25 protein-coding genes and 3 tRNA genes are annotated in these 23,159 nt (G+C 72.1%); 7 read left to right on the plus strand and 21 right to left on the minus strand.

What is annotated here, in order from left to right:
• The first annotated feature begins 59 nt into the window (after positions 1 to 59).
• Positions 60 to 1,100 (plus strand): adenosine deaminase, encoded by a 1,041-nt coding sequence (locus ACIRG6_RS13085; RefSeq protein WP_239765442.1) that lies wholly within the window; start codon positions 60 to 62, stop codon positions 1,098 to 1,100.
• On the opposite strand, the gene ACIRG6_RS13090 is transcribed toward ACIRG6_RS13085, so the two are convergent.
• Complete coding sequence (locus ACIRG6_RS13090) at positions 1,081 to 1,749, minus strand: hypothetical protein (protein WP_365020454.1); 669 nt, start codon at positions 1,747 to 1,749, stop codon at positions 1,081 to 1,083. The genes ACIRG6_RS13085 and ACIRG6_RS13090 overlap by 20 nt on opposite strands.
• 30 nt (positions 1,750 to 1,779) lie before the next feature.
• Entirely contained in the window at positions 1,780 to 2,394 is a 615-nt protein-coding gene (locus tag ACIRG6_RS13095) for a TetR/AcrR family transcriptional regulator (protein WP_364676318.1), read from the minus strand.
• 105 nt (positions 2,395 to 2,499) lie between these two features.
• Here ACIRG6_RS13095 and ACIRG6_RS13100 point away from each other — a divergent pair, with 105 nt between their 5' ends.
• Positions 2,500 to 3,132: an NAD(P)-dependent oxidoreductase gene (locus ACIRG6_RS13100; protein WP_364818592.1), complete on the plus strand. Its 633-nt coding sequence runs from the start codon at positions 2,500 to 2,502 to the stop codon at positions 3,130 to 3,132.
• 301 nt (positions 3,133 to 3,433) lie between these two features.
• Here ACIRG6_RS13100 and ACIRG6_RS13105 read toward each other — a convergent pair whose 3' ends face one another.
• The 8 genes from ACIRG6_RS13105 to ACIRG6_RS13140 all read right to left on the minus strand — a co-directional run bounded on the left by ACIRG6_RS13105 (position 3,434) and on the right by ACIRG6_RS13140 (position 8,369).
• Positions 3,434 to 4,489: a UDP-N-acetylmuramate dehydrogenase gene (locus ACIRG6_RS13105; RefSeq protein WP_364818588.1), complete on the minus strand. Its 1,056-nt coding sequence runs from the start codon at positions 4,487 to 4,489 to the stop codon at positions 3,434 to 3,436.
• Positions 4,490 to 4,604: 115 nt separating this feature from the next.
• Complete coding sequence (locus ACIRG6_RS13110) at positions 4,605 to 6,074, minus strand: MFS transporter (RefSeq protein ID WP_365023883.1); 1,470 nt, start codon at positions 6,072 to 6,074, stop codon at positions 4,605 to 4,607.
• Positions 6,075 to 6,178: 104 nt separating this feature from the next.
• Positions 6,179 to 6,766, minus strand: coding sequence for a TetR/AcrR family transcriptional regulator (locus ACIRG6_RS13115; RefSeq protein WP_364676307.1), 588 nt, complete (start codon positions 6,764 to 6,766; stop codon positions 6,179 to 6,181).
• Positions 6,767 to 6,891: 125 nt separating this feature from the next.
• Positions 6,892 to 7,344 carry a MaoC family dehydratase gene (locus ACIRG6_RS13120; RefSeq protein WP_350722121.1) on the minus strand — a complete coding sequence of 151 codons (453 nt, stop codon included), beginning with the start codon at positions 7,342 to 7,344 and terminating at the stop codon, positions 6,892 to 6,894.
• Positions 7,345 to 7,352: 8 nt separating this feature from the next.
• Positions 7,353 to 7,805 carry a MaoC family dehydratase N-terminal domain-containing protein gene (locus tag ACIRG6_RS13125; RefSeq protein ID WP_364676304.1) on the minus strand — a complete coding sequence of 151 codons (453 nt, stop codon included), beginning with the start codon at positions 7,803 to 7,805 and terminating at the stop codon, positions 7,353 to 7,355.
• Positions 7,806 to 7,923: 118 nt separating this feature from the next.
• Entirely contained in the window at positions 7,924 to 8,088 is a 165-nt protein-coding gene (gene rpmG / locus ACIRG6_RS13130) for a 50S ribosomal protein L33 (RefSeq protein ID WP_003948671.1), read from the minus strand.
• Positions 8,089 to 8,177: 89 nt separating this feature from the next.
• Positions 8,178 to 8,250, minus strand: a tRNA-Met gene (locus tag ACIRG6_RS13135).
• Between the two features lie 46 nt (positions 8,251 to 8,296).
• A tRNA-Thr gene (locus ACIRG6_RS13140) sits at positions 8,297 to 8,369 on the minus strand.
• Positions 8,370 to 8,651: 282 nt separating this feature from the next.
• Here ACIRG6_RS13140 and ACIRG6_RS13145 point away from each other — a divergent pair.
• Both ACIRG6_RS13145 and ACIRG6_RS13150 read left to right on the plus strand, forming a co-directional pair.
• On the plus strand, positions 8,652 to 9,944 hold the full coding sequence (locus ACIRG6_RS13145; RefSeq protein WP_403322464.1) for an amidohydrolase family protein: 1,293 nt from the start codon (positions 8,652 to 8,654) through the stop codon (positions 9,942 to 9,944).
• Between the two features lie 159 nt (positions 9,945 to 10,103).
• Positions 10,104 to 10,760 carry an NAD(P)H-binding protein gene (locus ACIRG6_RS13150; RefSeq protein WP_364818578.1) on the plus strand — a complete coding sequence of 219 codons (657 nt, stop codon included), beginning with the start codon at positions 10,104 to 10,106 and terminating at the stop codon, positions 10,758 to 10,760.
• 7 nt (positions 10,761 to 10,767) lie between these two features.
• Here the strand turns inward: ACIRG6_RS13150 and ACIRG6_RS13155 are convergent, their stop codons facing one another.
• Entirely contained in the window at positions 10,768 to 10,980 is a 213-nt protein-coding gene (locus ACIRG6_RS13155; protein WP_239765432.1) for a hypothetical protein, read from the minus strand.
• A gap of 355 nt (positions 10,981 to 11,335) precedes the next feature.
• Here ACIRG6_RS13155 and ACIRG6_RS13160 point away from each other — a divergent pair, with 355 nt between their 5' ends.
• Positions 11,336 to 11,770, plus strand: a complete 435-nt coding sequence (locus tag ACIRG6_RS13160; protein ID WP_350722112.1) for an ester cyclase — start codon at positions 11,336 to 11,338, stop codon at positions 11,768 to 11,770.
• An 81-nt stretch (positions 11,771 to 11,851) separates the two neighbouring features.
• On the opposite strand, the gene ACIRG6_RS13165 is transcribed toward ACIRG6_RS13160, so the two are convergent.
• A tRNA-Tyr gene (locus ACIRG6_RS13165) sits at positions 11,852 to 11,933 on the minus strand.
• 236 nt (positions 11,934 to 12,169) lie between these two features.
• On the opposite strand from ACIRG6_RS13165, the gene ACIRG6_RS13170 reads away from it, so the two are divergent.
• Positions 12,170 to 12,658 carry a YajQ family cyclic di-GMP-binding protein gene (locus ACIRG6_RS13170; RefSeq protein WP_189229184.1) on the plus strand — a complete coding sequence of 163 codons (489 nt, stop codon included), beginning with the start codon at positions 12,170 to 12,172 and terminating at the stop codon, positions 12,656 to 12,658.
• A gap of 117 nt (positions 12,659 to 12,775) precedes the next feature.
• Here the strand turns inward: ACIRG6_RS13170 and ACIRG6_RS13175 are convergent, their stop codons facing one another.
• A complete protein-coding gene (locus ACIRG6_RS13175; RefSeq protein ID WP_225636269.1) occupies positions 12,776 to 13,042 on the minus strand; it encodes a GlsB/YeaQ/YmgE family stress response membrane protein in 267 nt (88 codons plus the stop codon).
• 140 nt (positions 13,043 to 13,182) lie between these two features.
• Here ACIRG6_RS13175 and ACIRG6_RS13180 point away from each other — a divergent pair, with 140 nt between their 5' ends.
• Positions 13,183 to 14,430, plus strand: coding sequence for an APC family permease (locus tag ACIRG6_RS13180; RefSeq protein ID WP_364676241.1), 1,248 nt, complete (start codon positions 13,183 to 13,185; stop codon positions 14,428 to 14,430).
• Between the two features lie 288 nt (positions 14,431 to 14,718).
• On the opposite strand, the gene ACIRG6_RS13185 is transcribed toward ACIRG6_RS13180, so the two are convergent.
• The 8 genes from ACIRG6_RS13185 to ACIRG6_RS13220 all read right to left on the minus strand — a co-directional run bounded on the left by ACIRG6_RS13185 (position 14,719) and on the right by ACIRG6_RS13220 (position 23,157).
• Positions 14,719 to 15,135, minus strand: a complete 417-nt coding sequence (locus tag ACIRG6_RS13185) for a YccF domain-containing protein (protein WP_318213971.1) — start codon at positions 15,133 to 15,135, stop codon at positions 14,719 to 14,721.
• Positions 15,132 to 15,995 (minus strand): zinc metalloprotease HtpX, encoded by an 864-nt coding sequence (htpX, locus tag ACIRG6_RS13190; RefSeq protein WP_364676238.1) that lies wholly within the window; start codon positions 15,993 to 15,995, stop codon positions 15,132 to 15,134. The genes ACIRG6_RS13185 and htpX overlap by 4 nt, the downstream gene beginning before the upstream one ends.
• Before the next feature lie 263 nt (positions 15,996 to 16,258).
• On the minus strand, positions 16,259 to 17,794 hold the full coding sequence (locus ACIRG6_RS13195) for an NADH-quinone oxidoreductase subunit N (RefSeq protein WP_364818570.1): 1,536 nt from the start codon (positions 17,792 to 17,794) through the stop codon (positions 16,259 to 16,261).
• Positions 17,791 to 19,365 (minus strand): complex I subunit 4 family protein, encoded by a 1,575-nt coding sequence (locus ACIRG6_RS13200; RefSeq protein WP_403322468.1) that lies wholly within the window; start codon positions 19,363 to 19,365, stop codon positions 17,791 to 17,793. Before ACIRG6_RS13200 ends, ACIRG6_RS13195 begins: the two co-directional genes overlap by 4 nt.
• 6 nt (positions 19,366 to 19,371) lie before the next feature.
• Complete coding sequence (locus ACIRG6_RS13205) at positions 19,372 to 21,366, minus strand: NADH-quinone oxidoreductase subunit 5 family protein (RefSeq protein WP_365023877.1); 1,995 nt, start codon at positions 21,364 to 21,366, stop codon at positions 19,372 to 19,374.
• On the minus strand, positions 21,363 to 21,752 hold the full coding sequence (gene nuoK / locus ACIRG6_RS13210; protein ID WP_189229192.1) for an NADH-quinone oxidoreductase subunit NuoK: 390 nt from the start codon (positions 21,750 to 21,752) through the stop codon (positions 21,363 to 21,365). The genes ACIRG6_RS13205 and nuoK overlap by 4 nt, the downstream gene beginning before the upstream one ends.
• The gene (locus tag ACIRG6_RS13215; RefSeq protein WP_350722094.1) at positions 21,752 to 22,408 is read right to left on the minus strand and encodes an NADH-quinone oxidoreductase subunit J family protein; all 657 of its coding nucleotides are present in this window, start codon (positions 22,406 to 22,408) and stop codon (positions 21,752 to 21,754) included. Before ACIRG6_RS13215 ends, nuoK begins: the two co-directional genes overlap by 1 nt.
• Positions 22,405 to 23,157: a NuoI/complex I 23 kDa subunit family protein gene (locus ACIRG6_RS13220; protein ID WP_403322470.1), complete on the minus strand. Its 753-nt coding sequence runs from the start codon at positions 23,155 to 23,157 to the stop codon at positions 22,405 to 22,407. Before ACIRG6_RS13220 ends, ACIRG6_RS13215 begins: the two co-directional genes overlap by 4 nt.
• Between the last annotated feature and the right edge of the window lie 2 nt (positions 23,158 to 23,159).

Consider the following 23,159-nt stretch of genomic DNA (forward strand, 5'->3'; position numbering starts at 1 on the left):
AAGACCACGTACGGGGAAAGTGCTGTCGGGCCGGGCGTGTCGTGCGGCAGGATCACGGAATGGAGCGTGTACGTGATCTGTCCGACCTGCCGAAGGCCCATCTGCACCTGCACTTCACCGGGTCCATGCGGCCCGGCACCCTGCTGGAGCTCGCCGACAAGCACGGGGTGCGCCTGCCCGAGACGCTGACCGAGGCGCTGAGCCAGGGGGAGTCGCCGAAGCTGCGGGCGACGGACGAGCGGGGCTGGTTCCGCTTCCAGCGGCTGTACGACGCGGCACGGTCGTGCCTGCAGACACCGGAGGACATCCAGCGGCTGGTGCGGGAGGCCGCGGAGGAGGATGTGCGGGACGGCTCGGGGTGGCTGGAGATCCAGGTGGACCCGACCTCGTACGCGCCGCGGCTGGGCGGGCTGATCCCGGCGCTGGAGATCATCCTGGACGCGGTGGAGACGACCGTGCGGGACACCGGGATCGGGATGCGGGTGCTGGTCGCCGCGAACCGCATGAAGCATCCCCTGGACGCGCGCACGCTGGCCCGGCTGGCGGTGCGGTACGCGGACCGGGGGGTGGTCGGCTTCGGGCTGTCGAACGACGAACGGCGCGGCATGGCCCGGGACTTCGACCGGGCGTTCGCGATCGCGCGTGAGGGCGGGCTGCTGTCGGCGCCGCACGGCGGAGAGCTGACCGGGCCGGCGTCGGTGCGCGACTGCCTTGACGACCTGGAGGCGGACCGGATCGGGCACGGCGTGCGGGCGGCGGAGGACCCGCGGCTGCTGAAGCGGCTCGCGGACCGACAGGTGACCTGCGAGGTGTGCCCGGCGTCGAACGTCGCGCTGGGCGTGTACGAGAAGCCGGAGGACGTGCCGCTGCGGAGGCTGTTCGAGGCGGGGGTGCCGATGGCGCTCGGCGCGGACGACCCCTTGCTGTTCGGCTCGCGGCTGGCGGCGCAGTACGAGATCGCCCGGCATTCCCACGGTTTCACGGACGCGGAGCTGGCGGAGCTGGCCCGGCAGTCCGTACGGGGCTCGGCGGCGCCGCAGGACGTGCAGGCCGGGCTGCTGGCCGGGATCGACGCCTGGCTCAGCTCCCCGGCCGCCTGAAGTGGGCGTACGGCGGATACGGCTTGAAGGCGATCACGATCTCGGGGTGCCGCCACCGGTCGGGGTCCGGGGCCAGTTCGCCGTGCAGGCAGGTGACGAATGCCGCGCGCCCCTGGGTGACGCCCTTCTGCCGCGGTCCCCGGCCGGCCGCCTCGGCGAGGGCGGTCGCGGCGGAGGCGAAGACGCGCCGCTCGCCGATGAGGACGTGGGTGCGCGCGTGCGTGGTGTGCCGCAGCGTGTCGCGGGCGTACGGGCGGTCGAGCCAGGCCCGGGCGTCGCGGGCCGTGCGCGCCTCGTCGGTCCGGACGGTGAGCGGTGCGCCCTGTCCCAGCCTGCGGCGCAGCTCGGGCCACTTGGTGGGGCGCAGGCCCGCCTCCGGGTGCGCCAGCACCAGGTCGACCAGCTCGCCCTGCCCTTCGTCGGGCGGTACGCCGTCGCGCAGCGGGACGTGCACGATCGTGTGGCGTGAGCAGGCGGCGAAGGAGAACAGTCCGGCGAGCCGGTTCAGTCCGTCGTGGTCGCCCATGAGCATGCCGTAGGCGTTCTCCGGGTCGCGGAGCGAGGTGTGGCGCAGGGGTGTGCGCGGCTGGACGACACGGTGGGTGTGCGGGCCGGTGCGGGGGCGGAACTCGGTGAGTCTCAGCCGCATGGAGGACGCCTCATGGTCCGAGCGTGCCGGTCAGGAGGGCCCGTCGGCAACGGAGATTCCGCCCAGCAGCGTGGCGACGAGCCGACGCGCGAACTCGTCCGCCGGGGGCCGTCCGCCGTCCGGGGCGGCGTCGTAGGCGAAGGCGCGCTGCGCACAGGCGCCGAGGAGGAGGGAGGCGGCGGCGAAGGTGTCGGCGTCGGCGCGGATCCGGCCGGCGTCCTGTTCGGCGCGGAGGTAGGCGTCGAGGCCCTGGATCGGCATGTGCGCCCCGGATCCCATCTGCCGCATCGCGTCGTCGTGCCGCCGCTTGAGCTGCGTCTCCGCGTACAGGGAGGCGGCGATCGGGAAGCTCTGCTCGTAGAACAGGGCGGCCTGGCGGGCGATCTCGGTGAGGTTCTCGCGAAGAGTGCCGCGGCCGGGCTCGGCGGCGAGGGCGCCGAGCAGCGGGGTGAGCCGGGGCAGCCGCTCGGTGAGGACCCGGATGAAGAGCTCCTCCTTGCCGGAGAAGTGCTTGTAGAGCGCGGCCTCGGAGCAGTCGGCCGCCCTGGCGATCTCCTTGGTGGTCGCGCGGGCCAGACCGATGGTGAGCATCAGCTCGTGCGCGGCGTCCAGGATGCGCTCGCGAGTCGGCGTGCCGGACGGCATGGCGGCTCCCACCAGGCTTGACGAATGGGTGAGTACTTACTCACCCTAGAGGAAGGTCGGGGGTGAGTAAGTACTCACCCACCCTCGCGGAGAACGGGGTACGTCATGAGGTTGACGGTTTTCGGAGCCACGGGCGGGATCGGACAGGAGGTGGTCCGGCAGGCGCTGGACGCCGGGCACCAGGTCACTGCCGTCGTCCGGGACCCTGCGCGGCTGTCGGTCGCCGGCGAGGGCCTGGAGGTGTTCCGCGCCGACCTGGCCGATCCGGCGGCGGTACGGCCCGCGGTGGCCGGCCGGGACGCCGTGCTGTCCGGGCTCGGCGCGCGCAGCCGGAAGGACGCGGGCGTCGCCGCCCGGCTGACCCGCACGGTGCTCGGCGCCATGGAGGCGGAGGGCGTGCGCCGGCTGCTGGTGGTGAGCGCCGGTCCGGTCGGGCCGGAGCCGGAGGGCGCGGGGCTGCTGGACCGCGGGGTGCGGGGCGCCGTGTCGATGGTCCTCAAGGACGTCTACGCCGACCTGCGGGAGATGGAGGCCGAACTGGCCCGCAGCGCCACGGACTGGACGGCCGTACGGCCACCGCGCCTCCAGAACAAACCGGTCACCGGCCGGTACCGGACGGTCGTGGGCGGCTTCCCCGACAAGGGCCGTTTCATCGGCCGCGCCGACGTGGCCCACGCGATGCTGACCCTGATCGGCGACGCGGGGACGGTGAAGCAGGGCGTGGGGGTGGCCTACTGAGCCACTGCGACCCACCCCGCCGCCGCGGCGGGCGGCCGCCCGCCGCCGCGGCGGGCGGCCGTGCCGCTGGGGCGGGGTGCGGTGGCCGGGGGGCGGACGACCAGTCGCCGTAGGCCCTGCAGTCGGTCGCCGCCGCTGCGGGCAGTCGTGCCTCCCCCAGTGCCTGAACGGCCCGGGAGGTACCGCCAGGGGCGGCACGGGTGGGCGGTGGCGGTCCCCCGCGCGAGCGCGGCCGAGAGTGGGGGAGGCACCCCGGCAGCGCCGGACCACGCGACCCGGCCCCGCGCCCCGACGTGGCCCGCTAGAGGCTGACGCCCACCGTCACGGGCTCGTTGACCAGCGTGACGCCGAAGGCCTCATGCACGCCGGCCACGACCTCGCGGGCCAGGGCGAGCAGATCCTCCGTGGTCGCCTCGCCGCGATTGGTGAGGGCGAGCGTGTGCTTGGTGGAGATGCGCGCGGGCCCGCTGCCGTACCCCTTGGTGAAGCCCGCCTTGTCGATCAGCCAGGCCGCGGACGTCTTCACGCGCCCCTCCCCCGCCGGAAAGGCGGGCGGCTCGACGCCACCCCCGAGCCGCTCGTCCACACGGGCACGGAAAGCCGCGAACTCCTCGTCGGTGAGGATCGGGTTGGTGAAGAACGACCCGGCCGACCAGGTGTCGTGGTCCTCCGGATCCAGGACCATGCCCTTGCCGGCGCGCAGCTTCAACACGGTCGAGCGGGCGGCGGCCAGCGGCACCCGGCCGCCGGGTTCGACACCGAGGGCGCGGGCCGTCTCGGCGTAGCGCAGAGGGGCCGAGAGCCCCCCGGCGTCCTCCAGCACGAAGCGGACGCGCAGGACGACGTACCGGTCCGGTTCCGCCTTGAAGCGGCTGTGACGGTAGGCGAAGGCGCAGTCGGCGTTGGCGAGGGCGACCGTCTCGCGGTTCCTGCGGTCGTAGGCGATCACTTCGGTGATCGTGGCGGAGACCTCCTGGCCGTACGCCCCCACGTTCTGGATGGGGGTGGCGCCCGCCGAGCCGGGGATGCCGGCCAGGCACTCGATACCGGCGAGCCCGGCCTCGACGGTGCGGGCGACGGCGTCGGTCCACACCTCGCCGGCCGCGAGCTCCAGCGTCGTGCCGTCGAGCGAGAGGCCGCGCGTGGCGATGTGCAGGGCGGTGCCGTCGAAGCCCTTGTCGCCGATGACCAGGTTGGATCCGCCGCCGATGAGCAGCAGCGGGGTGCCGGTGTCGTCGGCCTCGCGGACGGCGGCGATCACCTCGGCGTCGGTGGTGGCCGTGATCAGCCGGGTCGCGGGGCCTCCCAGCCGGAAGGTGGTCAGCGGGGCGAGGGGGGCGTCGTGGAGTTCCTGCACGCGCTCAAGACTACGAGACGGCACTGACGGCTCGGTGCAACGGGAAGCGCCCCGACCGGTCGGTCGGGGCGCTTCTCACGGATTCACCGGGAACGGACCCCGGTGTGCGGGCCGGTCAGCGTGCCGCCAGTTCCCCCGTCGCGGCGAGCGACGTCTCGGCGGAGGGGGCCGGCTCCGACGCGGGACCGCCCGCGGGCGCCTGGTCGTGCCGGCGGCGGGCCGGGATCAGCAGGGCGGCGACGCCGCCGAGGGCCACCACTCCGGCGCCCACCGCGACCGCGGGCCGCAGCCCGTCCACGAAGGACTGCCCGGACTCGTAACCGCCCATGGCCGCGAAGATCGAGGCCATGACCGCGATGCCGAGCGCGCCGCCCACCTCGCGCAGGGCGTTGTTGGCACCGGAGGCGATGCCCTGCTCCTTCAGGAGGACGCTGGACATCACCAGGGCGGAGGCGGGGGCGAAGAACAGGGCCATGCCGATTCCGCTGATGATCAGACCGGGCAGCTGAGCGGCGTAGGTGGCGTCGGCCGTGATCACGGAGGCGAGGTAGCCGAGGCCGGCCGCCTGGAGGAAGAGTCCGGTGGCGACGACCGGGCGCCCGCCGATCCGGTCCGAGAGGATGCCGGCGATCGGCGCGACCAGCATGGGCATGCCGGTCCAGGGCAGCATGCGCAGGCCGGCCTCGGTGGGCGAGTAGCCGAGCACGCCCTGCATGTACTGGCTGAGCAGGAAGATCGAGCCGAACATCCCCAGGAACATCAGCAGGCTCGCCGCGTTGATGCCCGCGAAGGCCCGGGAGCGGAACAGCCGCATCGGGAGCATCGGGTTCTTGGCGCGGGTGCTGTAGAGGACGAAGCCGGCCAGCAGCGCGGCTCCGGCGATCAGGGCGGTCAGCACCACGGTGCCGGTCCAGCCGTCCACCGGACCGCGGACCAGGCCGTAGACGATGCCGAAGAGTCCGCCGCTGGCGAGCAGCGTGCCGGGGAGGTCGAGCGGTGCGCCGGTGCCGTGCGACTCGGCGAGGCGGAGACGGGCGAGCGGCAGCAGGGCCAGGCCCAGAGGGACGTTCAGCCAGAAGATCCACTGCCACGAGATGTGCTCGGTGAGGCTGCCGCCGACCAGCGGTCCGGAGGCCACGGCGAGCCCGTTCACGGCTCCCCAGATGCCGTACGCCATCCCGCGCCGTTCGGCGGGCACGGCGGCCGTCAGCAGGGTCAGTGTCAGCGGCATCATGATCGCCGCCCCGACGCCCTGAACCGCTCGGGCGGCGATGAGGGAGTCGATTCCGGGCGCCATGGCCGCGGCGGCGGAGGCGCCGGTGAAGACGGCGAGCCCGATCACGAAGAGCCTGCGGCGGCCGAAGCGGTCGCCGAGGGCCGCGCCGAACATCAGCAGCACCGCGAAGGTGAGCGTGTAGGCGCTGACGGTCCATTCCAGGTCGTGCAGCGCCCCGCCCAGGTCCTCGCGGATGGAGGGCAGGGCGGTGGTGACGACGAGATTGTCCAGGGCCGCCATGAAACCGGCGACGCTGGTGATGACGAGGGCCCAGCCCGCTCCCCCGCGGCGTGCGTTCTGCTGTGACATCTCTCCCCCAGAGGGTGTTCACTGCTTGCAGTAGTTCGATTAGTGATTGCTGACTAACTTCTGAGGCCGCACTGAAGGGCCCGTTGCGGTACCGCCACAAGCCCCTACACGGTCTCCTGCGCCTGCCGGCCCTGCGCGCCGGTGCGGTGCGGCTTGGTGTGGAAGCCGCCCCAGACCCGGTGCTCCGGCGGGAAGCCCATGCCGGCCAGGGTGTTGATGAGCATGCCGTACGCCATGAAGTTCGCCGTCTCCTCGATGTCGCCGCCGAGGGGCAGGTGAACGGCGTCCCAGAGCTCCATCCAGCCGTTGCGGACCATCTCGCCGAACTCGTGGTCGCCCTCCGCCTCGGCCGCCGCGACCGTGACGTACACCTGCAACTGCATCTGGAGCCTCTCGGGCTGCTCGCTGATCAGGCGGGTGTAGGCCTCGGCCATGGACGCGAGGGCCTCTTCGCCGTGCAGACCCTCGGACGCCGACTCGAAGACCCGGCGCATGTCCTGGAGGCAGCGTTCGGCCACCGCCAGGAAGATCGCCTTCTTGCTCGGGAAGAGCCGGAAGAGGTACGGCTGGGAGACGCCCACCCGCTTGGCGATGGCTTCCGTGGACGTGCCGTAGTAGCCGCCCCGGGCGAACTCGCTCATCGCCGCGCGGATGACGCTCTCGCGCCTTTCCTCTGCGCTCATCCTGACCATGGGACGTAAGTTAGTACTCAATCACTAACTTCGTCAAGGCCCCGCGCGGCGCCGTCAACGGCAAGGGGCGCCCTCCAGGGAGGACGCCCCCTCACCGGGCATGCGGCGGGCCGCCGCGCGAGCCGTCAGGCGAGTCGTACGACCGCGCGGGACATGCCGAGGACCTTCTGGCCGGCGCTGGTGGCCGTGAGGTCGACGCGGACGGTGTTGTCGTCGAGCTTGGCCGCGACCTTGCCGCTGACCTCGATGACGGCGCCCCGGTCGTCGTTCGGGACGACGACGGGCCGGGTGAAGCGGACGCCGTACTCGACGACCGAGCCCGGGTCGCCGGTCCAGTCGGTCACCACACGGATCGCCTCGGCCATGGTGAACATGCCGTGCGCGATGACGTCCGGCAGACCGACCTCCTTGGCGAACTTCTCGTTCCAGTGGATCGGGTTGAAGTCACCGGAGGCACCCGCGTAGCGCACGAGCGTGTCGCGGGTCACGGGGAAGCTCTGCGCGGGCAGCTCGGTGCCGACCTCGACCTCGCTGTACGCGACCTTCGCCGTCGCGGGGTGCGTCTGGGGCTGCGTCATGGGGTTGCTCACGCCTCCTCGGCCGCGCGGGCCACGAGCTTGGTCCAGGCGGTCACGACGTGCTCCCCGGCCTCGTCGTGGACCTCGCCGCGGATGTCCAGTATGTCGTTGCCGGCCATCGACTTGATCGCCTCGATGGTGGAGGTGACCGTGAGCCGGTCACCGGCCCGCACCGGGCGGACGTAGGAGAACTTCTGGTCTCCGTGCACCACCCGGCTGTAGTCCAGGCCGAGCTGCGGGTCCTCTATGACCTGGCCCGCCGCCCTGAACGTGATGGAGAACACGAAGGTCGGCGGAGCGATCACATCCGGATGGCCGAGCGCCTTCGCCGCCTCCGCGTCCGTGTAGGCCGGATTGGCGTCCCCCACCGCTTCCGCGAACTCGCGGATCTTCTCCCGGCCCACCTCGTAGGGCGCGGTGGGCGGATAGGTCCGCCCCACGAACGACTGGTCGAGCGCCATGGGCTCGCAACCTCCTGCTGCTGTCTGCGACTACTGCTGGTGTCTCGCGGCTACCGCCGGACACAACGACGCGAGGCCGTCCCCAAACTACGGGGACGGCCTCGCGTACGAGCCTGATTTATCGCGTTTCGCGGTGCGCGGTGTGCGCGTTGCAACGCGGGCAGTGCTTCTTCATCTCCAGTCGGTCCGGGTTGTTACGCCGGTTCTTCTTGGTGATGTAGTTCCGCTCCTTGCACTCCACGCAGGCCAGCGTGATCTTCGGGCGGACGTCGGTGGCAGCCACGTGAGTGCTCCTTGACGAACGGATTGATGGTATTAACGCAGGAAAGAGTAGCCGATTGAAGGACCGACCCCGCAATCGGCTACCAGAAGTAGCGGTGACCGGACTTGAACCGGTGACACAGCGATTATGAGCCGCTTGCTCTACCGACTGAGCTACACCGCTGTGATGCGATCGGACCCCGCCTTGCGGCGGGAACCTCTCACACCAGAGCCCCAAAACGGAATCGAACCGTTGACCTTCTCCTTACCATGGAGACGCTCTGCCGACTGAGCTATTGGGGCGAGCGATGAAGACATTACACGGTCGCCCGCCGTTCGCCCAAATCCGTTTCGCCGACCCTGCCCCGTCCCGTCCCCGGGGCACCCTGAGGTCCCACGCGCACCGTCCCGAAGGGGCCGCGGACACGGATTCGGCCACCGCGTCCACCGCCCCGTGCGGCGCGGCCCGCACCGGTACGACTATTGCGCTCCTCCGCGCCCCGGGCTGATCACCGCCCTAGGCTCGACCGCACTCTGCGTGATCTTGCGTTCCCCACTGCGCAGTCCCGAGCCCAGAGGAGTGCGATGCCCGACAGCCAGCCGCAGCCACCCCACTCGCCCTTCCCCTCGGGCCCGGCCGGCCACGGTTCACTGCTGCTGTCGGGGGCCCGGCTCACCGACGGCCGGACCGTGGACGTACGGCTGTACGGCGGACGCATCGAGGCGGTCGGCACGGCCGGCAGCCTGACGGCGACCCGCCCGTCCGGGCCCAGCACCCGGATCGACCTCACCGGGTACCTGCTCCTGCCCGCCCCCGCCGAACCCCACGCCCACGGCGACACGGCGCTCACGGCCGACGTCCCCGGCCCGGTCTCCCACGAGCCCGCGGACGTCCAGCGCCGGGTGACGGAGGCCGCTCTGCTCCAGCTGGGGCACGGGGCGACCGCGCTGCGGGCCCATGTGCGGGTCGGCGACGTTCCGGGGCTGGGCGGCCTGATCGCCGTACTGCGGGCGCGGCGCACGCTGCGCGGACTGGCCGAGCTGACGACGGTGGCCATGCCGAGGGTTCTGACCGGGGTGGCCGGGGCCGACGGGCTGGCGATGCTGCGGGACGCGGTCAAGATGGGCGCGGACGTGGTGGGCGGGTGCCCGGACCTGGACCCCGATCCGACGGGGTACGTGGAGGCGGTCCTGGAGGTCGCCGCCGAGCACGGCTGCCCCGTCGACCTGCACACGGACGCCGCCGATCCGGCACGGCTGGCCCGGCTGGCGGCGATGGCGGGCGGACTGCGTCCCGGAGTGACCGTCGGGCCCTGCGACGGCCTGGGCCGGCTGCCCGCCGACGTGGCCTCCCGGGCCGCGGACCGGCTGGCGGCGGCCGGGGTCGCCGTGCTGTGCCTGCCGCAGGGGCCCTGCGCCCAGGGCGGTGACGGGGGCGCCGATCACCGCGAAGGCACCGCTCCGGTACGGCTGCTGCGGGCCGCGGGGGTACGGGTCGCCGCCGGGAGCGGGGCGTTGCGGGACGTGTCCAACCCGGTCGGGCGCGGCGACCCGCTGGAGGCGGCGTACCTGCTGGCCTCCCGCCACGGGCTGCGGCCCGAGGACGCCTATGACGCGGTGAGCGGCGCGGCACGGGCCACGCTGGGGCTGCCCGAGGTGCGGGTGGAGGCGGGCTTCCCGGCCGAGCTCCTCGCGGTGCGCGGTGACCGGCTCGCGGGCGCGCTGTCGCTGGCCTACGGCCGGATCGTGGTGCACCGGGGCCGGGTGGTGGCCCGGACGAGCGCGGTGCGGGAGTACGGCGACTCGACGACCTCGACGGAGCTGGGGCTGCCGCGGCAGGGACGCGGGGAGCGGCCCGAGGGGTGGGGGCCGGCCTGAGGGGGCGGGCCGGCTGAGCAGCGGGGTTCTCTGCGGAGGGGCGCCGCGAGGGGCCGGGCGGTCGGGAGCCGGGTGGGCGCCGGCGTGAGGTCCGTGGGGCGCGCCGGGGCGGCCGAAGTCGTGCGGCGCGGGCGGCCGTCGGGGCGTACGGTCGAAGACATGCGCATTGTCATCGCTGGTGGTCATGGTCAGATCGCGCTGCGGCTGGAGCGCTTGCTCGCCGCGCGCGGCGACGAGGTGGCGGGCATCATCCGCAAGGCCGAGCAGGCCGACGATCTCCGCGCGGCCGGCGCCGAACCGGTCGTGCTCGACCTGGAGTCGGCCTCGGTCGAGGAGGTCGCGGAGCGGCTCCGGGGCGCGGACGCGGCGGTCTTCGCGGCGGGCGCGGGGCCGGGCAGCGGGGCGGCCCGCAAGGAAACGGTGGACAAGGCGGCGGCGGTCCTCTTCGCGGACGCGGCCGTCCGGGCGGGCGTGCGGCGCTACGTGATCGTGTCGTCGATGGGCGCCGACCCGGCACACAAGGGAGACGAGATCTTCGACGTGTACCTGCGCGCCAAGGGCGAGGCCGACGCGTACGTGCGCGCTCAGGACGCCCTGGACTGGACGATCCTGCGCCCCGGCCAACTGACGGACGACGCCGGCACCGGCCTCGTGCGCCTGGAGGCACACACCGGCCGCGGCCCTGTCCCGCGGGACGACGTGGCCGCCGTACTGGCGGAACTCGTCGACACCCCGGCTACGACCGGGCTGACCCTTGAGCTGATCAGCGGCTCGGCGCCGGTGTCGGTCGCGGTGAAGTCGGTGGCCGGGAACTGAGCGCCCCTCAGAACAGAGGCAGTTGCCCGGGGAACTCCGGGACGACGTAACCGTCCAGCGTGGGCTGGGCGGCGTCCGCCTCGGCGAACCGCCGGGAGCCGGGGCAGGACACGAGTTCCCCGGCGGCCCGCGCCCCGGGCGGATCGTGCCGTGCGAAACGCCCGGCGACGACGGCGATCTCCCGGCGGCACTCGGGGCAGGTCCTGCGACGCGACGACATGGTCCCAGCGTAGGACGTGCGGGCCCGAGGGCCGTTGGGACGACCGGGCGATACCTGACCGGCGGACCGCGCCAGGCCCCCTGACGCTCAGCCGCGCCGGGACGATCAACTCCTGGGGGCGGTCGCACGGTTGCCGCCTCGCGACTGCCGTCGTTCCGGTCCGGCGCCTGGCCCGTTGCGTCGGCACGTCACGTCGCACGGCGCTCGCGCCGCCGCCGGCTACGGGCATGGCTGCTTCCGGGTGATCGCGCCCGGAAGCTCAGCGCGGCGGCGGTGACGCCCCGGCGGCCGGGGGTGATGCTTCCGGTCGGGTGCGCCGGTCCCGGCGGCGCAGAGCGCGCGCAGAGGGAGTCCCGTGTCGACCGAAGAGAACAAGAGGCTGGTTCGCCGCTTCTACGCGGAGATCGACAAGGGCAACATCGACGCCATGGACGATCTCGTGGCCGAGGACTACCGGGACCACTCACCGCCACCGTTCCCGGGGCTCGGTTCCGGTCGTGAGGGGCTCAAGCAGGCGTTCCGCCTCTTCTGGGAGGCCACCCCCGGGATCCACGAGATCGAGGATCAGATCGCCGAGGGCGACAAGGTGGTGACCCGCCTGACGGCCCGCGGCGTCCATGAGGGGGACCTTCCCGGCATCCCCGCCACCGGCAACCAGCTCACGATGACGGCGACGGTGACGCACCGTATCGAGAACGGCAGGCTCGCCGAGAAATGGTCGGACAAGGACCTGCTCGGCTTCCTCCAGCAGCTCGGCGTCGTCCCGACTCCCGGCGGCACGCCGGAATAGCCCGCAGCGGCTCACGGCCGCGTCAACGACGAAAGGGTCTGTGATCAGCATTGCTGCTGGTCACAGACCCTTTCGGTCGTGTGGCGGCGCCAGGATTCGAACCTGGGAAGGCTGAGCCGGCAGATTTACAGTCTGCTCCCTTTGGCCGCTCGGGCACACCGCCAAGTTTTGCCGCCCCTCGCACCGTCTTGCGGCGGTGCTCCGTGGCAACGACGTAAACAATACCCGATGGGGAGGGGTGCTTCGCCACCCGATTGATCTCCACCCCGGGCGCGGGGGGTGGCTAGGCTTGTCCGGATGCGGCCGAGAACCCCTGCCGGGCTCGGCGGCCGCCCACGTATGCCGGTACGGACCCGATACGCGGCCCGACACGCACCCAGATACAAGGAGCCACAGGACATGGCCGACTCCAGTTTCGACATCGTCTCGAAGGTCGAGCGGCAGGAGGTCGACAACGCCCTCAACCAGGCCGCCAAGGAGATCTCCCAGCGCTACGACTTCAAGGGCGTGGGCGCCTCGATCTCGTGGTCCGGGGACAAGATCCTCATGGAGGCCAACTCCGAGGACCGGGTGAGCGCTGTCCTCGACGTCTTCCAGTCCAAGCTGATCAAGCGCGGCATCTCGCTGAAGGCTCTGGACGCGGGTGAGCCCCAGCTCTCCGGCAAGGAGTACAAGATCTTCGCGTCGATCGAGGAGGGCATCTCCCAGGACAACGCGAAGAAGGTGGCGAAGATCATCCGCGACGAGGGCCCCAAGGGCGTGAAGGCCCAGGTGCAGGGCGACGAGCTGCGGGTCAGCTCCAAGAGCCGTGACGACCTGCAGACCGTGATCGCGCTGCTCAAGGGCAAGGACTTCGACTTCGCGCTGCAGTTCGTCAACTACCGGTGACCTGCCGGACGCCACCGGCGTTCCGCTGAGCCGGCCCCGTACGACAGCCGCGCACGACGAAGGGTGGGCGCCCCGGGGTGCCCACCCTTTCCGCTGCCCGCCCGGTCCGGGCCTCGCTCAGTCGCGCGAGTTGCCGAACAGGATGCGGTAGGCGATCAGGAGGACCAGCGAGCCGCCGATCGCCGCCGCCCAGGTGGCGCCGTCGTAGAAGTCCTTGCTGATCGGGTGGTCCAGCCAGCGGGCCGATATCCAGCCGCCGATGAACGCGCCCGCGATGCCGATGACGGTCGTGCCGATGAAGCCGCCCGGGTCGCGGCCCGGCAGCAGGAACTTGGCGATGGCTCCGGCCAACAGTCCCAGGATGATCCAGCTGATGACAGTCATGCCGTGACCCTGCCCTTTCTCGCTGTGCCCGCGCTGTCCGAGCGCTGTGGGCTCGTACCTCCGCGTGTGTTCATGTCTTCTTGGTGAGGAGGACGTTCCGGCCGCTCCCGGTGGTTGCGTCGATCAGTAGGGTGCGGCCCATGACACCTGCGGGTTCGGAACTGCGGCGCACCCTGGGCCTGGGCGACGCGGTGGTCGTGGGGCTCGGTTCCATGATCGGTGCCGGGATCTTCGCCGCCCTGGCACCGGCGGCGCACGCCGCCGGTTCGGGGCTGCTGCCCGCCCTCGCCGTGGCCGCCGTGGTGGCCTACTGCAACGCCACGTCGTCGGCACGGCTGGCCGCCCGGTATCCGGCCTCGGGCGGCACGTACGTGTACGGACGCGAGCGGCTCGGGGAGTTCTGGGGGTATCTCGCCGGCTGGTCGTTCGTCGTCGGCAAGACGGCCTCCTGTGCCGCCATGGCACTCACCGTGGGCGCGTATGTCCGGCCGGGGCAGGCGCACGCGGTGGCGGTCGCGGCCGTGGTGGCGCTGACCGCGGTGAACTACGGCGGCATGCAGAAGTCCGCCTGGCTGACGCGGGTGATCGTGGCGGTGGTCCTGGCGGTCCTCGCTTGCGTGGTGGTGGTGTGCCTGGGGTCGGGGCGGTCCGACGCCGGGCGCCTGGACGTCGGACTGTCGGGTGGTGCCGGCGGGGTACTGCAGGCGGCCGGGCTGTTGTTCTTCGCCTTCGCGGGGTACGCCCGGATCGCCACCCTCGGCGAGGAGGTGCGGGATCCGGCGCGGACCATTCCCCGCGCGATTCCGCTGGCTCTGGGCATCACGCTGGCCGTGTACGGGTGTGTCGCGCTGGCGGTCCTTTCCGTGCTGGGTCCGGCGGGCCTCGGCGGGGCGACCGCGCCGCTGGCCGACGCGGTCCGGGCGGCCGGTGTGCCGGAACTGGCCCCGGTCGTGCGGGCGGGGGCCGCCGTCGCCGCGCTGGGCTCGCTGCTCGCCCTGATCCTGGGCGTTTCGCGGACGACCCTGGCCATGGCCCGGGACCGTCACCTGCCCGGGGCGCTATCCGCTGTGCACCCGCGGTACCAGGTACCGCACCGGGCCGAGCTGGCTGTGGGCGCGGCGGTCGCCGTCCTGGCCGCCACGGTGGACGTGCGGGGTGCGATCGGGTTCTCCTCGTTCGGCGTACTGGCGTACTACGCGGTGGCCAACGCGTCGGCCTGGACGCTGGACTCGGTGCCGCCGGCGGCGCGCCTCGTGCCGGCGCTGGGGTTGGTCGGGTGCGTGGTGCTGGCGTTCTCCCTGCCGGTGGTCTCGGTGATCGTGGGTGTGGGGGTGCTGGCCGTGGGTGTGGTGGCGTACGCGGTGCGGGGGCGGCCGGCTCCGCGGTGAGCCGTCGTCGCGGTCCGGCATGGACCTTCTCGCCGTAGGCGCGGGGGTGTGGGCATACGGGTCCGTGTCCCGCCCTTGGTTCGCCTCGGCGTCGCCCTGTCGGCGGGCTCGGGGAAGGGAATTCCGGTCCAGCGGGTGGGTGTTGCGGGCCTTTACCCTCGCTCGGGCCGGCAACTGCTCGTTCTCGGTCATGGGTTCATGATGCGAGCCGCAGCCGGCCTTCGCTCGGACCTGTGGACAACCTCGTGGTTGTGGAGAAACGGCGGCGTCACCCGGCCGTTTCCGGGTCTACCAGCCGTTCCTCTGGGTGCCGGCGGTGGCCGTGAACGGCTGGTCCGTGCGCACGATCTCGCGTCCCAGCGGGAGCAGCGAGACCGGGATCAGCTTGAAGTTGGCGATGCCGAGCGGGATACCGATGATCGTGACGCACAGGGCGATGCCGGTGACGATGTGGCCGATGGCCAGCCACCAGCCGGCGAGGACCAGCCACAGCACATTGCCGATGCAGGAGGCCGCTCCCGCGTCGCGGCGTTCGACCGCCGTGTACCCGAAGGGCCACAGGGCGTAGACGCCGATGCGGAACGCCGCGATACCGAACGGGATGCCGATGATGGTGATGCAGAGCAGCACGCCCGCGGCCAGGTAGCCGAGAAACAGCCAGAAGCCGCTGAGGACGAGCCATATGACGTTGAGGATGGTCTTCATTGCTGACCACCTGCCATCTTCTCGAGCCGGGCGATTCGCTCCGCCATCGGCGGGTGGGTGGAGAACATCTTCGACAGCCCCTGTCCCGGGCGGAACGGGTTGGCGATCATCATGTGGCTGGCCGTCTCGATCCGGGGCTCCGGCGGCAGCGGCAGTTGTTTGGTACCGGCGTCGAGCTTGCGCAGCGCCCCCGCGAGGGCCAGCGGATCGCCGGTGAGCTGGGCCCCGGACGCGTCGGCCTCGTACTCCCTGGAACGGCTGATCGCCAGTTGGATGACGCTGGCGGCGAGCGGGCCGAGGATCATGATGAGCAGCATGCCCAGGAGGCCGGGACCGTCGTCGTCGTTCGACCGCCCGACCGGGATCAGCCAGGCGAAGTTGACCAGGAACATGATCACGGAGGCCAGGGCGCCGGCGACCGACGAGATCAGGATGTCGCGGTTGTAGACGTGACTGAGCTCGTGGCCGATCACCCCGCGCAGCTCGCGCTCGTCGAGCAGGCGCAGGATGCCCTCCGTGCAGCACACGGCGGCGTTGCGCGGATTGCGGCCGGTCGCGAAGGCGTTCGGGGCCTCCGTCGGGGAGATGTACAGCCGGGGCATGGGCTGGCGGGCCTGGGTGGAGAGGTCCCGGACCATGCGGTACAGCGCCGGGGCCTCGAACTCGCTCACCGGGCGGGCGCGCATGGCACGCAGGGCCAGTTTGTCGCTGTTCCAGTAGGCGTACGCGTTCGTGCCCAGGGCGACGAGGACGGCGACGACGAGACCCGCTCGGCCGAAGAAGCTGCCGATGAGGATGATGAGCGCGGACAGTCCCCCGAGGAGTACTGCGGTCCTGAGCCCGTTGTGCCGGCGGTGCACGGTACGCCCTCCAAGTCGTGCAGCAGGGGAACCCTTTGCTTGCTGGTCTCGCTCGCTGTGGTTGCTTCCTGGTCTCCGATGCCCCTGGTGTCGTGATGTCACGTCCAGTGGACCCTTCCGTACTGGTCAACGCCAGGCGACGGCCGCCAGTTCCCCGGCGGGCACGGCTACGCGCGTGGTCCGTACGGGTGACGGCCCGGCATGCGGCACGCGCGCGTGGGAGTCGAGTGCCCCACGCGCGCGTGCCGATACGCGGCTGCCGCTCAGAAGAGCCCGGTACCGGCGAAGCGGAGGATCAGCTGGGGCGCTCCGGACAGGGCGACGGCGAGGACGGCGGTGGCGGTGATCGCGGCCGTGAGCGGGGCGGGGAGGCGGTGCCGCACGGCCTCGCCCTCGGGCGCGCGGAACAGCAGGGCCGTCCACTGGAGGTAGTAGAACAGCGCGATGACGACGTTGGCGGCCATGACGACGGCCAGCCAGCCGAGGCCCGCGTCGACGGCCGCGGAGAAGACGGTGACCTTGGCGAAGAGGCCGATGATGCCGGGGGGCAGCCCGGCGAGGCAGAGCAGGAAGAACGCCAGGAGCAGGGCGGTCAGCGGATTGGTCGCGTACAGGCCGCGGTAGTCGGCGACGCGGTTGAGGGCCCTGGTACGGCCCACCAGTGCGGCCACCGCGAAGGCGCCGAGGTTCACGGCGGCGTACATGAGGGCGTAGGCGACGGTGGATCCGATCGACCGTTCGGGGTCGTCGGAGTACCCGGCGGCGGCGATCGGCACCAGGAGGTAGCCGGCCTGACCGACGGACGACCAGGCGAGCAGGCGTACCGCGCTGTACGCGCGCGTGGCCTGCTGGCGCAGGGCTCCGACGTTGCCGACGGTCATGGTGAGCGCGGCCAGGACCGCGAGGGCCGGACCCCAGGCGTCGGCGTAGGACGGGAGGGCGACGACCGTGACGAGGATCAGGCCGGAGAAGCCGACCGCCTTGCCGACGACGGACAGGTAGGCGGCGATCGGGAGCGGCGCGCCCACGTAGGTGTCGGGCACCCAGAAGTGGAAGGGCACGGCGGCCGTCTTGAAGGCGAAGCCGACGAGGGTGAGGACGACGCCGGTCTGGGTGAGCGTGGTGAGCTGCCCGTCGACGTGCTGGACGCGGTCGGCCACCTGGGTGAGGTACAGGGTGCCGGTGGAGGCGTACACGAAGCTGATGCCCATGAGGCTGACCGCGGTCGCGGTGACCGAGGACAGGAAGAACTTCAGCGCGGCCTCGGAGGAGCGCCGGTCGCCGTGCCGGAGGCCGACCAGGGCGAAGGCGGGCAGGGAGGCGACCTCCAGGGCGACGACGAGGGTCGCGAGGTCGCGGGAGGCGGGCAGGAGGGCGGCGCCGGCCGCCGAGGAGAGCAGCAGGAACCAGAACTCGCCCTCGGGCAGTCCCCGGTCGGCGTCCTTCACGGCGGTGACCGAGAGCAGGGCGGCCAGGAGTGCGCCGCCGAGGACCAGGAACTGGATGGCGAGGGTGAAGGTGTCCGCGGTGTAGCTGCACACGTCCGCGTCGCCGGTGAGGCAGAACGTGGAGCGGTCGTCGCCCGTGAGGGGCAGCAGCATGAGCGCGGAGGCGGCGAGTCCGGCGACCGCGACCCAGCCGAGCAGCGCCTTGCGGGCGTCCGCGACGAACAGGTCGGCGACGAGGACGGCGAGCCCGACGACTGCCGCGATGGTGGGCGGCGCGATGGCGAGCCAGTCCACGGACTGGACGAGGTTCTGCGCCAGGGGCTCGGCCAGTGGCTGGGCCAGGGAGCTCATCGGGTGCCTCCTGAGAGGAGCTGCTGCACGGCCGGGTCGGTCAGACCGAGCAGGGTCTTGGGCCACAGTCCGGCGACGACGGTGAGGGCGACGAGCGGGGTCCAGGCGGCGAACTCGTACGTGCGTACGTCGGTGAGCTTCGGGGATTCCTGCGGGACGGCGCCCATGCAGACGCGGCGGACCACGATCAGCATGTACGCGGCGGTCAGCAGGGTGCCGAACGCGGCGATCGCCATGAAGGTGAGGAAGGCGGGGCGGCTGAGGTCGGCGTGGGGGTCGAAGGCACCGAACAGGGCCAGCATCTCTCCCCAGAACCCGGCCAGGCCCGGCAGGCCGAGCGAGGCGACCGCGGCGAAGGCGAGCAGGCCGCCGAGGCGGGGCGCCTTGCCGTACAGGGCGGCGCCGGACTCCTCGGCGAGGGTGTCGAGGTCGGTGGTGCTGGTGCGGTCCTTCAGGGCGCCGACCAAGAAGAAGAGCAGGCCGGTGATGAGGCCGTGGGCGATGTTGGCGAACAGGGCGCCGTTGACGCCGGTCGGGGTCATGGTCGCGATGCCGAGCAGCACGAAGCCCATGTGGCCGACGGAGGAGTAGGCGATGAGGCGCTTGAGGTCGCCCTTCGCGCCCCGCTTGGCGAGGGCCAGACAGGCCAGGGAGCCGTAGATGATCCCGACGACGGCGAAGGCGGCGAGGTAGGGCGCGAAGGTACGGAAACCGTCCGGGGCGACCGGGAGGAGGATGCGGACGAAGCCGTACGTGCCCATCTTCAGCAGGACGCCGGCCAGCAGCACCGAGCCGACGGTCGGGGCGGCGGTGTGGGCGTCGGGCAGCCAGCTGTGCAGCGGCCACATCGGCGTCTTCACCGCGAGCCCGATCCCGATCGCCAGAACGGCGGTGACCTGCACGGATGTGGTCAGCGACCGGCCGTTGTCAGTGGCGAGTGCCACCATGTCGAAGGTGCCCGCCCTGAGTCCGATCAGGAGCAGGCCGAGCAGCATGACGACGGAGCCGAGCAGCGTGTAGAGGATGAACTTCCAGGCGGCCTGGGCCCGTCCCTCGCCGCCCCAGCGGGCGATGAGGAAGTACATGGGGACGAGGACCATCTCGAAGGCGAGGAAGAAAAGGATCAGGTCGAGGACGGCGAAGGTGGCGAGGGTGCCGGACTCGAGGACGAGCAGCAGCGCGACGAAGGCCTTCGGGCTCGGGCCCGCGGGCAGGTTGAAGTACGAGTAGAGCGCGCACAGGAAGGTCAGCAGCGCGGTCAGGACCAGCAGGGGGAGGGAAATGCCGTCGATGCCCAGGTGGATGCGCACGTCGAGTGCGGGGATCCAGCTGATGTCCGTACTGGCCTGCATCTTCGACGGATGGCCGTGGTCGAAGCCGAGCACGAGGACGATCGCGGCGAGGAGGACGGCGCCGGTCACGGTGACGCCGTGCCGCAGGACCGCCTGCTCGGGTGACTTCCCCTTCAGTCCGGGCGGGGCCGGCAGGAGAGCCGCGGCGGCGCCCAGGAGCGGGCCGACGACGACGAACGCCAGAAGGAACTGCATCACGGACTCGTTGATATCGATCACGCCTGCTCACGCTCCCGTGGCGACGAGGACGGCGGCGACCGCGAGGACGACGGTGCCGGCGAGCAGCGCGCTCACATAGGTCTGCACATTGCCGGTCTGGGCACGGCGTACGGCGGCCCCGAGCCAGCGGGGCAGGGTGCCCGCCCCGCGTACGTAGGTGTCGACGACCTCGCGGTCGAGGAACCGGACGAGGCTGGCGCCGGCCTGGACCGGGCGGACGAAGAGGGCCGTGTACACGGCGTCCAGGTGGAAGCCGACGGCCGCGTGGCGGTGCAGCGGACCGAGCAGCAGCCGTCCGGGGTCGGACGGGTCGGGTGCGGAGGCCACGTTGCCGTAGGCGGGCGTGTGGCTGGCGATGGCCTCGGCCTCGACCTGGCCGGCGTCGGCATCGGGGTGGGCCGCGACCGCGCCCAGCGGGACGGGGGCGGCGAGCGCGGTGGTGTGCCGCCAGGCCGCGTAGGTGACGATGCCGCCGACCAGGGCCACACCGGTGCCGAGCACGGACGTGGTGAGGGTCGGGGTCAGGCCGGTGCCGTCGAACCAGTCGGGCAGCAGGCGGAAGGCGAGCCCGCCGAGGGCGAGGGAGGGGATGGCGAGCACCCAGAGCACGGCGTTCATGACCAACGGTTGCCTGCCGTGGTCGGGGGCTTCGGCGCCCCGGCCGCGGAAGGCCAGCAGCCACAGGCGTGTCGCGTAGGCGGCGGTGAGCAGGGCCGTGATCAGGCCGGCGATCAGCACGGTCCAGCCCGCGGCGCCGGGTGCGTGCTCGGTGTGGCCGGTGGCGACGTGCTCGGCGGCGACGAGGACGGACTCCTTGGAGAAGAATCCGCTGAACGGGGGGATCGCGGCGAGCGCGAGCAGCGCCACGGTCATCGTCCAGTAGGCGTCCGGGACGCGGGCGCGCAGGTCGCGCATGCGGGACATGGCGGCCAGCGAGTTGGTGCCGGCGGCGTGGATGATCACGCCGGCGGCGAGGAACAGCAGCGCCTTGAAGGCGCCGTGCGTGAGCAGGTGGAAGACGGCGGCGCCGCGGTCGCCGGCGGCGAGCGCGCCGGTCATGTAGCCGAGCTGGCCGATGGTCGAGTAGGCGAGGACGCGCTTGATGTCGTCCTGGGCGAGCGCGGCGAGCGCCGAGCCGACCATCGTGACGGCGGCCATGACGGCGAGGACGACCATCGCGGCCTGAGAGGCCTCGAAGAGCGGAAGGAGCCGGGCGATGAAGTAGACACCGGCGGCGACCATCGTCGCGGCGTGGATGAGGGCGGAGACGGGGGTGGGGCCCGCCATCGCGTCGGGGAGCCAGGTGTGCAGCGGGAACTGCGCCGACTTGCCCGCCACACCGGCCAGGAGCAGCAGGGCGATCAGGGTCGGATGGTCGATCGAGCCGCCGGCCACCGCACCGAGGATCTTGGTGATGCGGAAGGAGCCGGTCTCGGTGGCCAGCGCGAGCAGGCCGATGAGGAAGGGGACGTCACCGAGCTTGGTCACCAGGAAGGCCTTGAGGGAAGCGGCACGCGCCTCCGGGGTCTCCCAGTAGTGGCCGACCAGGAAGTACGAGCAGATGCCCATGACCTCCCAGCCGACCAGCAGCACCATCAGGTCGCCGGAGTAGACGACGAGGAACATGGCGGAGGTGAACAGGGAGACGAGCGCGGCGTACGAGGGGTAGCGCGGGTCGTCGCGCAGGTAGCCCGTCGAGTAGAGCTGTACGCAGGTGGCGACGCAGCCGACCAGGACGGCCACGAGGGCGGCGAAGCCGTCGATGTGCAGGGCGAGGTCGATGGGGACCGAGCCGGTGGGCGTCAGTTCCGTGGCGGCGTCGAGGGCCTGGCCGCCGCCCTGGCGCGCGGCGACCAGGACGGCGAGGACCAGGGCCGCCAGCGTGGGCAGGACGGCGAGCGGGCGGACGAAGCCGGGTGCGGTGCGGCCGAGGAGCAGGCCGGCGGCCGCCCCCAGGAAGGGCAGGAGGGGGACGAGTACGGCGAGGGTGGTCGTGGTCACGCGGTGGCCTCAGCCTTCTCGGCCGTCCCGGTCGCGGGGGCATCGGTGTCGGGGCCGTCGGGTTCGTGGCCCTCGGCGGTGTCGCGCAGCCGGTCGATGTCCGCGGTGCCGCGGTTGCGGTGGACGGCGAGCACGATCGCCAGGCCGATGCCGATCTCGGCGGCGGCGATGGCGATGGTGAACAGGGTCAGGGCCTGACCGGAGTGCAGGGTCTCCTCGGCGGCCTTGCTGAGCCAGACGTCGAAGGCGACCAGGTTGAGGTTGACGGCGTTGAGCATCAGCTCGACCGACATCAGGACCAGGATCGCGTTGCGGCGGGCGAGGACTCCGTACAGACCCGTGCAGAACAGGAGGGCGGACAGAACGGCTGGATAGGCGAGGTGCATCAGCGGACACCGCCCTTGTCGGCACCGTTCGGGGTGGTTGTCGGGGCGGCGGCGTCGGCCGCCCGTTCCGCCTTGGCCTTGCGGGACAGCACGATCGCGCCGACCAGGGCGGCGAGGAGGAGGACGGAGAGGGCCTCGAAGGGGAGGACCCAGTTCTGGAAGAGGCTCGCTCCCGTCACGGCGGTGGAGCCGGCGGCCGGGCCGTCCAGGTCGATCCATGTGGTCCGGAAGGCGTCGACGACGACCCACACCAGGGCCGCCGCGGCGGCGACGGCCACGGTGAGGGCGGCCCAGCGGTTGCCGGAGTCGGCGTCCGGGGAACGGCCGATCGGGGCTCGGGTGAGCATCAGACCGAACAGGATGAGGACGACGACGGAACCGACGTAGATGAGGACCTGCACCCAGGCGATGAACTCGGCGGTGAGCAGGAGGTACTCGACGGCGAGGCCGCCGAGGGCCACCACCAGCCACAGGGCGGCGTGGACGAGCTGCCGGGTCGTGACGGTGACGACGGCGGCGCCGAAGGTGACGAGGCCGACGAGGAGGAAGGCGATCTCGACGCCGGTCGGGGACAGGAAGCCGTGGGAACCGGCGGCCGTGACCGTGGTCGTGGGGTCCGTCGCCGCGAGACGGACGGCGGTCGCTGCGAGGGTCATTCCCGGCCCTCCTGTCCCGGCCGCGGCTGGTCCGGCTCCGGCCGGGCCGGACCCGGCTGCCCGGGTCCCGGCTGGTCCGGCCTCGGCTGGTCCGTCTGCTGCTTGGAGTCGCCCATCGGGCGGGTGGGCTGCTCGGCGGCGCGGGCCTGCTCGTCGGCATGCCCTTCGGTCGGCCCGGTCGCCTCGGCCGCGCCCTGCTGGGCGGCCTCCTGCTGCGCGGCCTCCTGCTGGGCCGCCAGTTTGTCGGCGGCCTTGCGGGCGGCGGCGAGTTCCTTCGGTTCCTCCGCGCCGGGGTCGAGGGCGGGCGGGGCCGGGACGGTCCACATCCACTCGCGGAGCTTGTCGCGCTCGTGGGTGAGGTCGCGGATGTCCGTCTCGGAGTACTCGAACTCGGGGGACCAGAACAGCGCGTCGAAAGGGCAGACCTCGATGCAGATACCGCAGTACATGCACAGGGAGAAGTCGATGGCGAAGCGGTCGAGGACGTTGCGGCTGCGCTCGCGGCCGCCGGGCGTGGCCGCCGGCACCGTCTCCTTGTGGGAGTCGATGTAGATGCACCAGTCGGGGCACTCGCGGGCGCACAGCATGCAGACCGTGCAGTTCTCCTCGAACAGGCCGATCACGCCGCGGGTGCGGGGCGGGAGGTCGGGCTGGGTGTCCGGGTACTGCTCGGTGACGGTCTTCCTCGTCATCGTGCGCAGGGTGACGGCCAGGCCCTTGGCCAGGCCGGAGCCGGGGACGGGGGACATGG

This window comes from Streptomyces flaveolus, assembly GCF_044765825.1.
Lineage (GTDB): Bacteria > Actinomycetota > Actinomycetes > Streptomycetales > Streptomycetaceae > Streptomyces > Streptomyces flaveolus.